Raw genomic sequence first — 13,913 nt, 5'->3', positions numbered from 1 at the left:
CGTGAAATACCAATGTATTCATTCGAACAAATTAGAGAAGAAGTTGGTAAATGGATTGAAGAATACAATTCGCTAAGACTTCATTCTGCAATCGGTTACGTAACACCTATGGATGTGTTTTATGGTCGCAAGGAAAAGATTTTAGCAGAAAGAAAAGAAAAACTACTTGAAGCAAAATTGAAGAGAAAAGAATACTCGGTAAAGGCTAATATAAGGCTTGTTGCTTAGCTTAATTTTAAATCTCAAAATTCTGTTTTTCACTGAACTATAACACCATTCCTTAATGTAAGCCAAAAAAAATGTTAAACTTACGTAAGAAAATAGACTAAATGAATCCAGAGAATATGTATGAAAAAGGAAGTTTGGATGAATCATTTAAAATATTGCGAACTTGTGATTTTTTAATTTTATTATGTCCCCTTTTTGAAAATTTCTTTCTAGTTGAACCGTGAGAGTAATTCATTTTTTTATCCAACATAAATGGAAAGCAAAATAAAAATATCTGAAGAAATGATTCGAGTAAGGCCAGATAAACTCGAACCTCATCCTTGGAACTTCGAAAGATTACCAGTTACGAATGAAGAAAAAGAAGAATGGATTAATTTCAAAGAATCTATTTGGCGAGATGGAGTCTGGGCTGATAAACCAATTCTAATCTCCAAAGAAAAGAGCTCCATTACGGGAAAGCATTTTATCCTTCGTGGCCGAAGAAGATGGAAAGCAATTACTGAAGGTATCAAAAAAGAGAAGCTACCTTCGAACTATACGATCCCTGCCTTCTACCTACTCTCTGATGAGAATACTCTCTTTGAGGCAATTTATGGCGATAACGATACTCCATTCAAATACAGACCAGAAGATAGACAGCGTATTATAAAAGAGCGTTGGGGTGTTAAGGCAATATTGGAAATCAGTTCTGGCGGATCTCGGAAAGGAGAAATAATAGTAAAGAAGCCTTTGCATCAGATTATCAAAGAAGCAATTCCTAGTTGGTCAAAAGCGACTATTGAGTATGACTTAACAGCTTTGCGTAAAGCGCTAAAGGCGGAAGCGGAAAGCAAGTATCCAGAACTTTCGGAAGAAAAAATAGCGAACCTCAATCGACAAGTTAGGAGCTGGTGGGAAAGAAAAAGTAAAATTCTAAAACTGGAAGAAGAGCTGGAAGAAGTCAAGAAAGGGTACAAAGAGAAAATCCAACAAATTTCAGGAGAATTATCTACATATTCAAAAGGCTTTCCAGTTGCAGGTGGTCCCGAAAAGTATATTGAATCTTTTATAAATTCAAAGCGGCCAGAATTCAAATCCCTGCAGGAAATAAGGGGAATAAAAGATTGGATCAAAAAGAATAAAAAAGGCTAACGAATGTTAGCCTAATTCAAAATCGAAATTTCGATTTTGATCTAGCATTCTACTTCGGGAAGTCTGCAGTGGCTTTTCCCAAAGACAAATTCTTTTATAAAAGATCTCTGTTTGTCACATTCATGGAGCCTGTCAGATTGTTTTTGTGAACATTCGAAGGCAGAGATGCATCCAGCAAGTTTTTTCGAATAGGAAATAGAGTGGATATACCTTGCTAAGGGCACATAGTTTTTCCCTTCAAAAAGGAGGACTTCCTCTTTTCTTGCTCTGATGGTATCCGGGATCCCTAAATCCGAACATTTGGCATTCACCATACTACGGGCATGGTTTACTTGAGATGTACAAGCAGATATCATCAAACAGATTAGGACCAGGTGTATTAGTTTGCTCAATTGGAATGATTTCATTTTGATATTCTCCTATTTTTTTGTTAAAAGCACGGTAAGTGAAAAAAGAAAGAACCAAAAGGATCACAATTAAGATCCCGATAATTTGGTTTTTCCAAGTTCCCAAAAACGCAGTTAGAAATTCAACCATGGTCAGGTCTCCTTTTCTCTTTATTCGCAGTTTGCTGATTCAGTTTTTTGTTACCCCACTCTACGCCAAATTGGAATAATTTCACCGACGTTTTTATGATGATGTGATAGAACAGAATAGCAGCTACGTAGTTTAGGAAATTTCTGAAGAGAGCGTATTGTGGATCCGCCAGCTTCCCCGAATATCTACCGAGTGAAATATACACAAACGAAGCAATCGTTGCAAATATGAATACAATCCAAAACTTATTTGATTTGGATAAATAGACTCCATTCTTTTCAAAGATCTTTAAAACAAATGTTGCTCCTAAGATCACAACAAAAAAGAAAAGCGGATCCCAAAGTGGCAAGACCTCGCTCCTAAAATAATCAATAAACATTGTAAACAATTCTCCCATGATATTAATTCTCCTTTATAAAATGGTTACACAATAGATTCCGACAGATTTTCTCCCAATTCTGTCGATGGTCGAATCTGGGAAAAAAGTTTGGTTACCATCCAGATCCGAATATTTTGTAAAAAACTTTCCTCTTGGGTCATGTACAGAAATTCCATTGTTACACTTGCCGACTGCCATGATCACATGCCCCATCTCAACTTTTGCTTTTGGGTTGAATGCTTCTCTCACATCAATCGAAAAGATTACAGGTGCTTTCGATTCTTCGATATGATCTTTGATGTTTTTTAGAGTGAATTTTTTACTTTTGATTGATGCCTTTCCTGAGAAAAGATCTTCAAAAAGCATATTATGAAATTTATACTCCGTAACATGGCTTTTTGTTTTTGCGAATCGACTTAGTTCTTTATAATACCTTCCCTCGGTCCATTCGGTGTATTTTCCTATTCCTAGCTTGTAATCGGTCCATTTCACTAAGTTTAAATAGGAAGTTCCTTGGCATTGATTTGATGGCACCACATTCTTTTTTGCGACGACAAATCTTAGATTATCCATTTGGGAATCGTATGTGATCCAAGGTGTAATCGATACGTAAGAAGGTATATCTGGTCTAATTTCGTTTTCTGCTAATTCTCTTGCCATGATTGATCTGCTCCTGTTTTTAAAATTGATGATATGCGATCAGAGTATTCTCTGATTATGTGTTTGCTGAATTTGAAATCTTCTTCGCTCTTTTGATTTCGAAAAAATAAGCCTATCACTAACTCTGGATTTTCATCAGTCTCAACTAAGCGAAGAAAAGCATGTTGAATTGCATTTCTAACGAATTCTCTTCGCCATGCGGAGGATTCGTCCATGTGTTCTACTGAAAAAAAGAATTCATCTTTTGATATACATTCCACTATCCATTCCGATTGGGAAACTAGCTGTTCTTTGAACTTCAAACCTTTGTTGTAAAAAGTAATATGACCATCAGCGGCACAATCATGGGTTAAAGTCCATTTTTGTACGGAAAGGCCATTATTGAATTTTCCGCCATTGTGAAGAGAAATTACGCATGCAACGTGTGCAGAGAAATGGTCTCTAAGCAAGTGTAATTGGCCATATACAAGTTTATCTCGAACAATATAGTCAATTAGAGGAAGCTTTGGATCTTCTGGTTTTACTTGAACCCATTTGGTATTGACAAATAGCTTTTGTGTTTTGATAAGAAGTATGGTTGCCCAGATTGTTAAGAATAACAATACGAAGATCATAGGTAGGGCAACGAAAATCATTATCCATATATTCGCATTGAGAAATTCCCAAGAATTCATTGTTGAATGCCTCGTTTTATTTTTGAATTTGTTTTTATTCTAAGCATAAACGGGGGTCCCCACTAAATTTCTTTTTGTCCCAGCAGTTACATCTGCCTGCAGAGAATTCCATTCGGACAATGTTTTGTATCCTACATTCCCCGAGTTTATCCAAGGAATTGGTTGAGGACGATATTCTCTAGCGTATACTGGATCTGGAGAAACAGAAAGCCAAGGCCATGGAGTGAAATCTATTTGTCCAGTTCGCCATTCTCCATTTACAAGGCATTGGCATTGATATGTTCCCCAAGAATAAATCCATTCAAAACAAATAAGGTTTCCCCAGCCATCTCTGATCCAATGCCTATCGTATTCTGCGACGACCTCCACCCAGGCATACGTTTGAGATCCTTGATATTCATAGAAAACGTTTGTATATCCAATTAGCGTTTGTGTTGCGGTAAGAAAAGAAGCTAACATTTAAGACCAACCTTTCTTCCAGGATCCAAGATAGTTTGCTCCATCAAAATACATGGTTAAGATGGAAACTTTATTTGCGCCAAGGTCTGGGGATTCACCTGTTGGAATTTTTATATTTGAAGGAAGTGTTATTGTTCGTCCTCCTGTTCCATCCTGTGTGAAAACAATTAGATAAACGTTTCCTTCATATCCACCATTTAGAGATGAGATTGTAAGATTCCCGACTAATTTTACTTTTACAGTTCGATTGCCATTGAAAATAGTCCCAAAGGGAATTGAGCCATAAAGTTCTCCAAATTCGAAAACTTGATTATTCCATATCCTTTTTTCAGAATCAGATACGAATCTTTTGTAAATTGATTCTTCTATCATAGAAGCAGGATAGGAAGTTGGCTTGCCAACTATATTGTCCCAAGACTGAATGATATCCATGGATTCCATTTCCGATAGTTTTAGCCAAGTCTCAGAATCCAATTCATATAGATAAAATGCACCTCCAATTAAGACTGATGTGTCACCTGTAGCATCTTTAACATATACAGGAAGGTTTACAGTAGGTGTTAGGGCATCCCGTTCTGCTATAGTATTTACAATTTGTACAGTTGGATTAAATACAGGAATCTGCGAGACTGGAATTTTCCCAGTCCCGTCTAATTCGGCATAATTTGAAAGTTCTGAGTCAATTTCAGTTTTCGTATAGTAATCGTCATTTAAATCTACATCGCCAACTTTTCCATTTACGCTTGTAACAGGTGCTGTCGGTGGAGGGAGAAATGCAAATTCAGTTCCAAGAGAAGTAAGAATCCTTCCTGAAATTATACTTCCAGTTAGTTCTGAAAGCTGAAAAAGAACGTATTCTTTTCCATCTATCAAAAATTGTTTTCCTGGAACGAGCTCAATTGATTCTGAGGATACCCAGGCAAGTTTAGATTTTAACCATTGAAAAGTTTTATTGGTGTCACCTAGAAGAGTAATCCCTCCTCCGTCTGCTGTATCATTTGTTGGTGAATCTAGTTTTCCAAGTTCAATGTTTTTGTCTTTTACTTGGATTACATCTCCTTCAATTAGATTACCTTGAGTTAAAATTTTTCCGTGTACGGTTAAGTCTCTGTAAACTTCAATGTCTCTTATTCCGGAAAGATCACCTTCATTTGAAACTGAAATTAAACTCTCATTTATGATAGTTCCATCCAAGGTAGATCTAACCAAATGGTTTCCAGTTGGACTTGGTATCCTGTTAATTTTATTATTCCAAAGAAATCTCAAGATTGATTCTACGGTGCCATTCGGAGATCCGGTTATGGTGTCCCAAAATAGAGCAACAACTCCTACTAAAGAGGCACCTAGTGATTCCAAAGTTGATGCTAAGTTTGAATAGATGCTGGCTTCAGTTGTAGGAGATACAACGTGAACAGTTTTTGCGATATCAGGAATAATTATGAATTCGCCAGACGCTACGGTGATGATTTCTCCAGAATAATTGATCTCAATATCATAAAAGTAAATTCCTCCTTCTAATATTTGAGTGTTACCAGTTTCTAAATTTACAACAAGTTTCCTTACTGGCTCACTCCAATCATTTCCTGGATCCGTTGCCGTAATCGGAAAAGAAATTACTCTTTTTTCATCTTCAGGATTTCTTTTGACACTAAATTGAACAGTAGTAGACGGAAGATGTAAGTTTGGGATGTCTTCAAAGATTAATCCCCTATCACCTCGATATGTATCGCCTCTATAAACTTCCAAGATTCTATTTATCATGTGATTGAGACCCTTCCTTTGAATTCAGTAATAATAATTCCATTGCGATTAATTTCCAGATCGTATTCGTAATCTCCCCTCTTTAAGTCATCGGGAAGTATTGCTGTGATTTTATTTTCAACAATGGTAACCAATGCTTGAGTAATTGAATCCAAACGATTGGATTTTTGCGCAGCTAAAGTAATAGTAGCATTTTCAAGAAAGGAAGATTCAAAATTCATCTTGTAAGTATTCCGTTCTTTAAATTCGAAATCTTTTATTAATGGAAACTTATTCATTATTTAACCAATCTTTGTTGCTGAAACCGCACAGACAACTTCTGGCGGAAATTTGGATTTCTTGATTCGGAAAGTATTGGTTACATCTGTTATCCCAATTGCTCCTCCCGGACGTGTAATTGTTCCAAATAAAGTTGAACCTGTCCAATAAGCAGTTTCGCTAAACCAAGGAACAGGAGGTGCACCTGCTCCGTTGGCTGGCACACACCAAATAAAAAATACCATCCATGTCCCAGTTTCTGGTAGATTGACAATCGCTTCTTGATCGATATCTAATCCAGGTATTGTAGTCCAAAATGTTCTTCCAGAGAAACGTGAATTTAGTGTGGATAAGTTCACGGCATGTCCTGCTGCTGATGGATTTGGGATAGTCAATGGTCCAGACATGGAATCTCCACTTTTCGAAACTTTGGTATCGAGTTGAGATCTATTGACTGCATCGGTCGGCAATATCCCAGCTCCAAGGTTGATCAATTTATGGAGATCCATATTGAGATCTCCTTCCATTGGCCGTGAACCGTTCAGCTTAAGAAGCGTTTCGAAAACTATCTCTTGTACGTATAGTTGGTTCTCGAAAGAGTTTGTGCTTCCCATTCCTTCATAAGTACATCTGAAAACTTTGCCTACTTGGCTCGAAGGAATGATGATTAATCCATCGCGATCCCAAGGTGGCTCATGATAGTTTGAGAAAAACTGCTGTGGTCCAGGTAGACCAAGAACCTCAGTAAATTCCTGATCATCTTCGTCTCTGAAAATTTTTAACGTTGAAGTAGGAGTTCTTTTCTCGGGAACTTCATCCAAACGAAATCCAAAATATTTTCCTTTTGATTCTGGAATTTCGACTACAGTTTTCAATTCATCTACAATATTCTCGTAAAGGAATTTCTTTTCGATTGGATCCCATCTTAAATTTGCTGTCTTGGCCATTATCTTTCCTTCATCGCCATTGATTGTGATTCGATTTTTGCGTTGAGTGCAGCAAGCCAATTTTCTTGTTTTGAAGTATTTACTCCAAAAGTCAGCTCGCAGTATTTGTTAAACGGGTAGTATTTATATTTAATTAATTTGAGAGGTTGTGTTTTATGCAAAGATGTATAAGATTCAATTGCAACTTCATCAATATAAACTTCCGATCCATCTTGTGGATTTTCAAAAAGAAAGCCAAATTCATTGATCTGATCTATTGGAAGATTGGAAACTGGAAGTGCGATCAATTCTGGATTTGTAGTTTGATTTATGGTAATAGGGAAGAGATGTTCTTTAAATGAATCCTTACCAATTCCAAACTTAAAGTATGTCCCTACTTTGTTTGCATAAACGTATAGAAAAATAGTTCTAAGGCTTGTGACTCGTTTATTGAGAGAATACTTAACTTCTTTCTCATGAGCAGAATTCCCGAAAGCTAACTTGAGTGATCCAGCACCAGTAATAAAAATTGCTGAAGATATCGATCCATTTACTTCGGAAGGGAATGTGAATCCGTCCAAGGAATCCATCTCATTCAAAATTTCTTTGTAGTAACCTTCTTCTGTAACAATAGAGTAATTTCCAACTTTCCAATACTTCCATTTCCCTTTTTTTGCGGATCCTTCTTCTTTTGGTTCGGATCTTGAATTCAGCTTTGCAATTGCCAGCTTATCGCAGATCTCATCCGTAAAATAGGCAGGGACATCAATTGGTTCTTCCATTGGTCCATATTTAGCAATGGAAGTTTGATTTGTTCTTAAGGCACCAAGAGTCATTGGAGTGGATCCATCTTCTGCCTTCTCTTTCTTCCGATTTACTTCTACGATGTTTATAATGTTATCCAAGTTTTCTTCAAAATCGAAAATTTGGCCGTCATAAGAGGAAAAGATCTTATCGATGATCGAAGTCGATTTAGGATTCAAAGTAATTCTCCCATCAGGCTCAACTACAAGGTTCCATTGGCCACCAAGCATGCTTCGAATGAAATCGAATGCTTTTTCAATACTGATGCCCTCTAGATCTATTCCTCCACCAAGAGGAACAGTAGGAGTTGAAGTGATTCCACCAGTGGAAGCAATAATTCCCTTCACTTGAGGTAAATATTCCAAAATGATTTGTTTTAGAACTTCTGAAACTGGAGTGGTAGCAGTGGTCCATTGAGAAGGAAGAACAGTAACAGTTCCTTGAGCAATCGGTTGATCAAGTCCATCTGGACGAAGAGCAATCAATGTGTCTCCCATGATCGAGGTCACAGTATATTTTCCATTGTTCCTCGAATTTAAAGCAGACTTTATATAAAAAATATCTCCAGGGTTGATCGTTGGATGAACATCGGTATTGAGTTTAACTTCAACGTTCAAACCTGCTTTTGTAATTGATTGGATTGTGTAAAAGTGCTTATCAATTGTAGGACGAATAGTAACTTTCTTCAACCTTTCACGAAAGCCAAGACCTTGGAACTCGAGTTTTTGATTTTGTGAAGAACCTTGCCGAGGATACTTAAAAACGTATCCACCAAATGTATCAATTCCATCGATTCGGATTCTTATTACAGTGAATCTCTCTAAAGGAAAGTTAGGAAGAGAATTAAGTTCAAATTTTATTGATTTAGATCCGAATTCATCTACTTCAAATTCTAAGTTTCTGAATTTAGTGTTTTGTATTCCGAGAGGTATCGATCCAAGAAGTGTTCCAGAGACAGTTCTAAAATCTAATCTATCATCACCGCTGTTATTCTCATCGATAAAGTCTTCCCATGTTTGGAAAGGAATAGATTCGGAATATATCTTTGAAGCAAACATTCCAATCCCTCTAGCAGCGATTCTTATCGTTTTGAATCCCATTAGAAGGCCGTCCTTGTTCTATAAGTTAAATTGAATTTTATAGATCCAAGTCCTTGGAATCGAATTGCATTAAGTCCTCTTTTGAGAACTAATCCGGGAGTTCCAGCTGTAAGGATAAGGTTGTTTTGATATGTAACTCCTTCTCTTTTATATGAAATGATTCCATCGACAGAATCATGAATAATGGATTCACCAGTGGTGAAGGAGGACTGTTGATATCGAACTGATTGGCGTCCTTTAAATTCAGAATTTTCAATCGTTCCGAAATCAATAGCAAAATCTGGATTTGGTCCGAGTGACTCCATTTCCATTATGACGTGAGTAGGGAAAGCAATTCTTGGAAAAGAGATAGTTTTGATTTCGCCAGAACTTAAAATGAAAACTTCTGTTACAGGTGCTAATTCCCAAAGGCCACCAGTAAGTACAAATGACATAGTGTTATCTGTTCCAATTACGTTTTCCAATCCATCATTTGTCTTAGGATCAAAATTTTTGAGCATTATCTTGATTCTCTTCTTTCTGGTAGTGTTTACTAACCAGAATGGACCATCGATTTCAGGTTCTGAAAAGAATGCTGCGATTTCATTCAGAGCATATTCATAATCAATAGGTCTTTCTTCAACATGATCGAATTTTAAAGTAATCTCTCTTCTTCCGATTCGACCATTCCCACGGAAGACTGTTCCATGCTCATCCGCTTTTTCAACGTAGTCTCCCTCTGGTGCAAACGATGAGTTAGGAACTTTTAGAGTTTCCTTCATCACTTCAGTAAGGCTTAAAATATTTCCGAAACGATTTTTTACTATGTATTGGAATGAATTACTCATACAGGTACCGCACTCATGACACCGAAGCGCATATCTTCGTTCATCCTACGTTTGAACTCATCGTAGTTATCTTTTTCGTAAAAGTAATTTGTAAAATATTGATTCACCGTAAGCTGATCTTGATCGATTCGCTTACCAGTTCTCATGGCTTCTAATGTTTGGAAATTTCTAGCGGTAACTGCTCGAGGCATAACATATTCACCACCTTCGAGATTTGCATTTACTCCGCCATCTTTGTGACGAAGACCAGAAACAAAACCACCTCTTTCGAATTGTGGAGGCATTGGAGGAGGTTCTGATGCGACGGCAGCCATGGAAGTAGCACCTGTTGCCAAAATCAGTCCAGAAAGAGTGGCCGCCAAAGCTGGACCCATTACCCATCCGACTGGTCCTCCAAGTGCAGCCATTGAAACTCCTGCGGCTATTGCATTCATGACACCCATAGCCATCTGCATTCTAATAGATGCAATATTAGCAACTTTGGAAGCAGCCCAAGCTGCTAATTCAGCTCGATATTTCAAAAGTGCAGCTTTTTTATCACGTTCTTCTTTTGCTTTTGCTAGTTCCTTTTCTCTAGTTTCACGTTCTTCTTCGAGTTTCTTCTTTTGAGCTTCAATTTCTAATTGGCGAGTTTTCCAATCTTCTTCTTTTGCAATTTCTTCACTCTCTAAGTTATCAAGTGCCGTTTCTTTTTCGTCTTGCCATGCATTTTGAAATTGCACAGCCAGATCTAATTTCATTTGTTCGAGTTCTTCAATCAAAGCAAGACGTTCGATCTCAAATTGCTCAGTATCACCATACTCTTGCTCAAGCATTGCGATCTTGTTTTCGTATGATGCTTGTAGACGTGCGACTTCAGCTAAATACTTTTCATCTTCCGCAAGGTTCTTTTCATCAGCATACTTTCTCTCGATTTCTTGTCTTCGTCTTTCAAACTCTTCTTGTTCGGCAAGTATTGCATCATTCTTTGCAGCTAGAGCTTCTAATTCTGCATTGATCTTTTCTTCCAATTTCGCCATTTCTTTGGCGTCTTGTTTATCCGCATATTGTGAAATCCAATCAGTATAAGCAGTGACACTTTTCGCTTTGGCACTTGCAAGTTGAGCTTTTGATTGAAGGAGTGCAATTGCTTGATTTGCCATGTCTCCTAACATTGAGAGGGCTCCCTTAATGGTTGCACCTAGTTGAGTTCCAAAAAAATCTTTTATCTTCCCGCTTGCAGTTGATGCAGCATTGACCAAAGGATCGAAGGCACCTGCTGAGACATTTACGGTTTGAACTTCCGCTTTTACTTTTACTTCAGAATATCCTTTTGCTTTTTGAAGTGCTTTCTGCATTTCTTCATTTAGCTTCTGACCAGGTTTTAATGCGATGTCCAAAGACACTTGAACTTTCCCATCTTTTGATCCAGGGATTTCTGAAACAGTAGCACCAAATTTTTCTAAAACAGAAGTGGCCTCTTTTGCTTCTTCAATCGATGAAAAGTCTGCTTTGAATTCCAAAGGTTTGTTATAAGCTTGTGAGAGAAGATCGATTGTATTTACTAAATCTTGAAGAGCGATTGTATGGTTTTTGATTCCTGTGATTCGAGGAGGATTGTTTTTATCGGCAGTTTCTTCCGCCTGTTGTTTTTCTTTTAATAATTTAATTGTCCTTTCGATTTGTTCATTATTTATGCGAACATATCCTACTCTACCTGTATGTTTATTGAAAATTGCATCAATATCTTTAGTTTCTAATTTAAGTTTTTGTAAGAGCTTAATATCCTCTTCTACTTCTTCTTTCTTGATTAAGCCATTTTTAGAAGTAGTAAATTTTACTCGAAGTACATCTAATGATATTAATGCAGTCTCAATGTTTGATACATCGATCTTATCAGCTGCAACTTTTGCTGCTGCAGTTCTAGCCTCCTCTGCTCGATTCTTCATATAAAGGAACGCACCGGCAAGTGCCATAATTGCACCTGTAATCAATCCAATTGGACCAAGTGCAAGATTCATAGTGATACCAAGACTTGAGATCACTGGAATGGCCATCCTAACTGCAACCATAATTCCAGCTGCTCCTGAGATTGCACCGATGAGTATCGTTAATCCTGCTGTTAGTTGAACAATAGTTCTGAAGAGAGCTGGATTCTCGTTTCGAAATTTCAGAATCCATTCAATGAGACTTTTGATACCACCTACGCCTGTTGAAGCAGCACCATACAGATCATCACCAATTGCTTTCTTTAACATATCAGTTGTATCTGATAAATTGGAAATCTGTCCTTCCCATGTTTCTGCCACTGCAGCCATGGAACCAGCGACACCATTCATTCCACCGAAAGCCAAAATTGCATTTTGAATCGCAACTTCTGATTTTTCTACTGTTTGAGTAACTCCTTTGAAAGTGAGAGAAACTTTGTCACCTGCATCTTTTGCTTTGATACCAAACTCTTTGAGTCGTTCGTTTTCACCCGTCATTGCGTCCAATGCGGCTTCCACGACCTGATCTAAGCTTTTTCCTTGAGATGCAGCGAGATCTCCAAATTTGACCATCTCTTCCATGGTAGGTCGGAGGCCACGGTTCACTAGTTTGATGTAACCAGATGTTGCTTCATTCAATTGGTAAGGAGTTTTCGCAGCATACTCGGTAAGTAAACCCATCGCTTTCGTCGCAGCTGCTTGGCTACCAAGTGAAATTTTTAAAACTGAATTGTACTTTTGAAATTCCCCAGTAACTGCGAGAGCTCCTTTGACCATTGAAGCAGTTCCGGCTACAAATGCAGCGGAACCAACTAACTTTGCGAGATCTTCAAATGCATTTTTCGGCTCTTTAGTGGATTGAGCAATTCTTCCTGAAGCTTTCTCAATAATAGCTTCTGTTTTCTTTACTTCTTCCTGAATTTTTTTGAATCGATCGGATCCAAGTGTAGTGTTTCCTAAGATATTATTCAATCGCTCAAGGCGAGTTTTCATATCGTTAAGAGTTGGAGAAGTTGAAGAGATAGCCTTCCTTAACTTGGTGAAGTTTTGATCACCAATTGCACCTATTCGAGCAACAGATTTATCATGCTCTTGGTGGAGTCCGAAAATCCGATGAAGCGCAGCTTCATACTGACTCGTTCCCAGAATCATTTCTGAATAAACTGCTTGTACTGTTGCTGCTCCGCTCATCTAACTTAAAATAACTCCATAAGTATGCTTGCTGGTGTTCTCTTCATCGGTGGTTTTTGCTTAGGCTTCATTCTAAAGACTGGAACAAGAGAAACTTTCTGTTCATAAAGATCATTCATTCCATCGGAATAGAGTTTTCCATCTACGCCTGATCCATGAAGATTATCGATAGTCAGTTTCTCTCTAGTTTCTATGTCTAAGTATTCATTCGCCTTCCGTTTCCAGTTCCTTCTGAATTGATTCCATGTTTGAACTTCTGCTGGGTCGAATCCCCACCTGCGAAATCGTTCATTGGAGATGATCCAAAACGTTTCTTCTTGTTCTTTTTCTTCTTCCAACTCTTGTTTTTTTTTACAAGTTCCTCTTGGGAAAGGTTACTTGGAATAGGATCTGGTGTTCTTCCACCTAATACCGCTGTTACGAGATGTTCGACAAATTGATTCAGTTGGTATTTTGGAATTGTATCTAAGATTTTTGCTTTATCTAAATCCCAGTTTTTCAAAGCTTTGGAACAGTATTCGTTGTAAAACTTTGCAATCCGATTTCCAGATTGCACATAGTCTTGGAGAAGTTCCTTTTCTTCTTTTGATAAATTCTCTAATGCCTTTTCCTTGATTTTTTGAAACTCTAAACTCAAAGCATCATGCGGTGCCATGTTTGCTTTAAACTTTTCAGTAACTTGATCAAGGACGGCAGACATAAAAATACCTGTTCCATCTACTGTTTCAAGTGTGATGGATTTTCCTTCCTTTGGAATCAATATGACTTTGAACGGTTCAACTCGAAAGCGGTACATTGATTATCCTTTTTTCTTTTTCTCAAAGTAATCGAATGCAAAAGCCAATGCTTCTGCTTCAGTGGGAAAACCAAGTTTGATCACCACTTTCTTTGTTCGATCGATTACTCTGTATTTCCCAGTAACATCAGAGAGATCTACGTTCTCTTTGTATTTACTTAGGTCTTTCTCTCTTGAATTTGTAGTTGGAGTGATTTTATCTTCTGCCATTTTCT

At 37.6% G+C, this 13,913-nt stretch carries 15 protein-coding genes; 2 read left to right on the top strand and 13 right to left on the bottom strand.

The annotated features are described in order from the left end of the window. Together DI076_RS19325 and DI076_RS19320 are read left to right on the top strand one after the other, a co-directional pair. Positions 1-228, top strand: a 228-nt coding sequence (locus tag DI076_RS19325) for an integrase core domain-containing protein (protein ID WP_167396566.1), incomplete at its 5' end; no start/stop codon positions are given. A gap of 252 nt (positions 229-480) precedes the next feature. Beyond that, entirely contained in the window at positions 481-1,359 is an 879-nt protein-coding gene (locus tag DI076_RS19320; RefSeq protein WP_108961487.1) for a hypothetical protein, read from the top strand. A gap of 315 nt (positions 1,360-1,674) precedes the next feature. On the opposite strand, the gene DI076_RS19310 is transcribed toward DI076_RS19320, so the two are convergent. The 13 genes from DI076_RS19310 to DI076_RS19250 all read right to left on the bottom strand — a co-directional run bounded on the left by DI076_RS19310 (position 1,675) and on the right by DI076_RS19250 (position 13,908). Continuing rightward, entirely contained in the window at positions 1,675-1,896 is a 222-nt protein-coding gene (locus DI076_RS19310; RefSeq protein ID WP_108961485.1) for a hypothetical protein, read from the bottom strand. Further along, entirely contained in the window at positions 1,889-2,245 is a 357-nt protein-coding gene (locus tag DI076_RS19305) for a hypothetical protein (protein WP_135358415.1), read from the bottom strand. The genes DI076_RS19310 and DI076_RS19305 overlap by 8 nt, the downstream gene beginning before the upstream one ends. A gap of 63 nt (positions 2,246-2,308) precedes the next feature. Then, entirely contained in the window at positions 2,309-2,935 is a 627-nt protein-coding gene (locus DI076_RS19300) for a hypothetical protein (RefSeq protein ID WP_108961483.1), read from the bottom strand. Continuing rightward, the gene (locus tag DI076_RS19295) at positions 2,920-3,609 is read right to left on the bottom strand and encodes a hypothetical protein (protein WP_108961482.1); all 690 of its coding nucleotides are present in this window, start codon (positions 3,607-3,609) and stop codon (positions 2,920-2,922) included. Before DI076_RS19295 ends, DI076_RS19300 begins: the two co-directional genes overlap by 16 nt. Positions 3,610-3,866: 257 nt before the next feature. After that, the gene (locus DI076_RS20215) at positions 3,867-4,010 is read right to left on the bottom strand and encodes a hypothetical protein (protein ID WP_167396565.1); all 144 of its coding nucleotides are present in this window, start codon (positions 4,008-4,010) and stop codon (positions 3,867-3,869) included. Between the two features lie 58 nt (positions 4,011-4,068). Continuing rightward, positions 4,069-5,829 (bottom strand): hypothetical protein, encoded by a 1,761-nt coding sequence (locus DI076_RS19285; protein WP_108961480.1) that lies wholly within the window; start codon positions 5,827-5,829, stop codon positions 4,069-4,071. After that, positions 5,826-6,107, bottom strand: coding sequence for a hypothetical protein (locus DI076_RS19280; RefSeq protein ID WP_108961479.1), 282 nt, complete (start codon positions 6,105-6,107; stop codon positions 5,826-5,828). The genes DI076_RS19285 and DI076_RS19280 overlap by 4 nt, the downstream gene beginning before the upstream one ends. Before the next feature lie 3 nt (positions 6,108-6,110). Continuing rightward, complete coding sequence (locus tag DI076_RS19275) at positions 6,111-7,034, bottom strand: hypothetical protein (RefSeq protein ID WP_108961478.1); 924 nt, start codon at positions 7,032-7,034, stop codon at positions 6,111-6,113. Then, entirely contained in the window at positions 7,034-8,917 is a 1,884-nt protein-coding gene (locus DI076_RS19270; protein WP_108961477.1) for a hypothetical protein, read from the bottom strand. Before DI076_RS19270 ends, DI076_RS19275 begins: the two co-directional genes overlap by 1 nt. After that, a complete protein-coding gene (locus tag DI076_RS19265; RefSeq protein WP_108961476.1) occupies positions 8,917-9,744 on the bottom strand; it encodes a phage tail domain-containing protein in 828 nt (275 codons plus the stop codon). Before DI076_RS19265 ends, DI076_RS19270 begins: the two co-directional genes overlap by 1 nt. Beyond that, the gene (locus tag DI076_RS19260; protein WP_108961475.1) at positions 9,741-12,902 is read right to left on the bottom strand and encodes a tape measure protein; all 3,162 of its coding nucleotides are present in this window, start codon (positions 12,900-12,902) and stop codon (positions 9,741-9,743) included. The genes DI076_RS19265 and DI076_RS19260 overlap by 4 nt, the downstream gene beginning before the upstream one ends. Before the next feature lie 196 nt (positions 12,903-13,098). Beyond that, positions 13,099-13,698 carry a hypothetical protein gene (locus tag DI076_RS19255; protein WP_108961474.1) on the bottom strand — a complete coding sequence of 200 codons (600 nt, stop codon included), beginning with the start codon at positions 13,696-13,698 and terminating at the stop codon, positions 13,099-13,101. Positions 13,699-13,701: 3 nt separating this feature from the next. Next, entirely contained in the window at positions 13,702-13,908 is a 207-nt protein-coding gene (locus DI076_RS19250; protein WP_108961473.1) for a hypothetical protein, read from the bottom strand. Positions 13,909-13,913: the final 5 nt, after the last annotated feature.

It is taken from the genome of Leptospira ellinghausenii (assembly GCF_003114815.1).
GTDB classification, from domain to species: Bacteria; Spirochaetota; Leptospiria; order Leptospirales; family Leptospiraceae; genus Leptospira_A; species Leptospira_A ellinghausenii.
The sequence above is the reverse complement of the archived record's forward strand: the minus strand, read 5'-3'. Positions and strand labels throughout refer to the sequence as shown.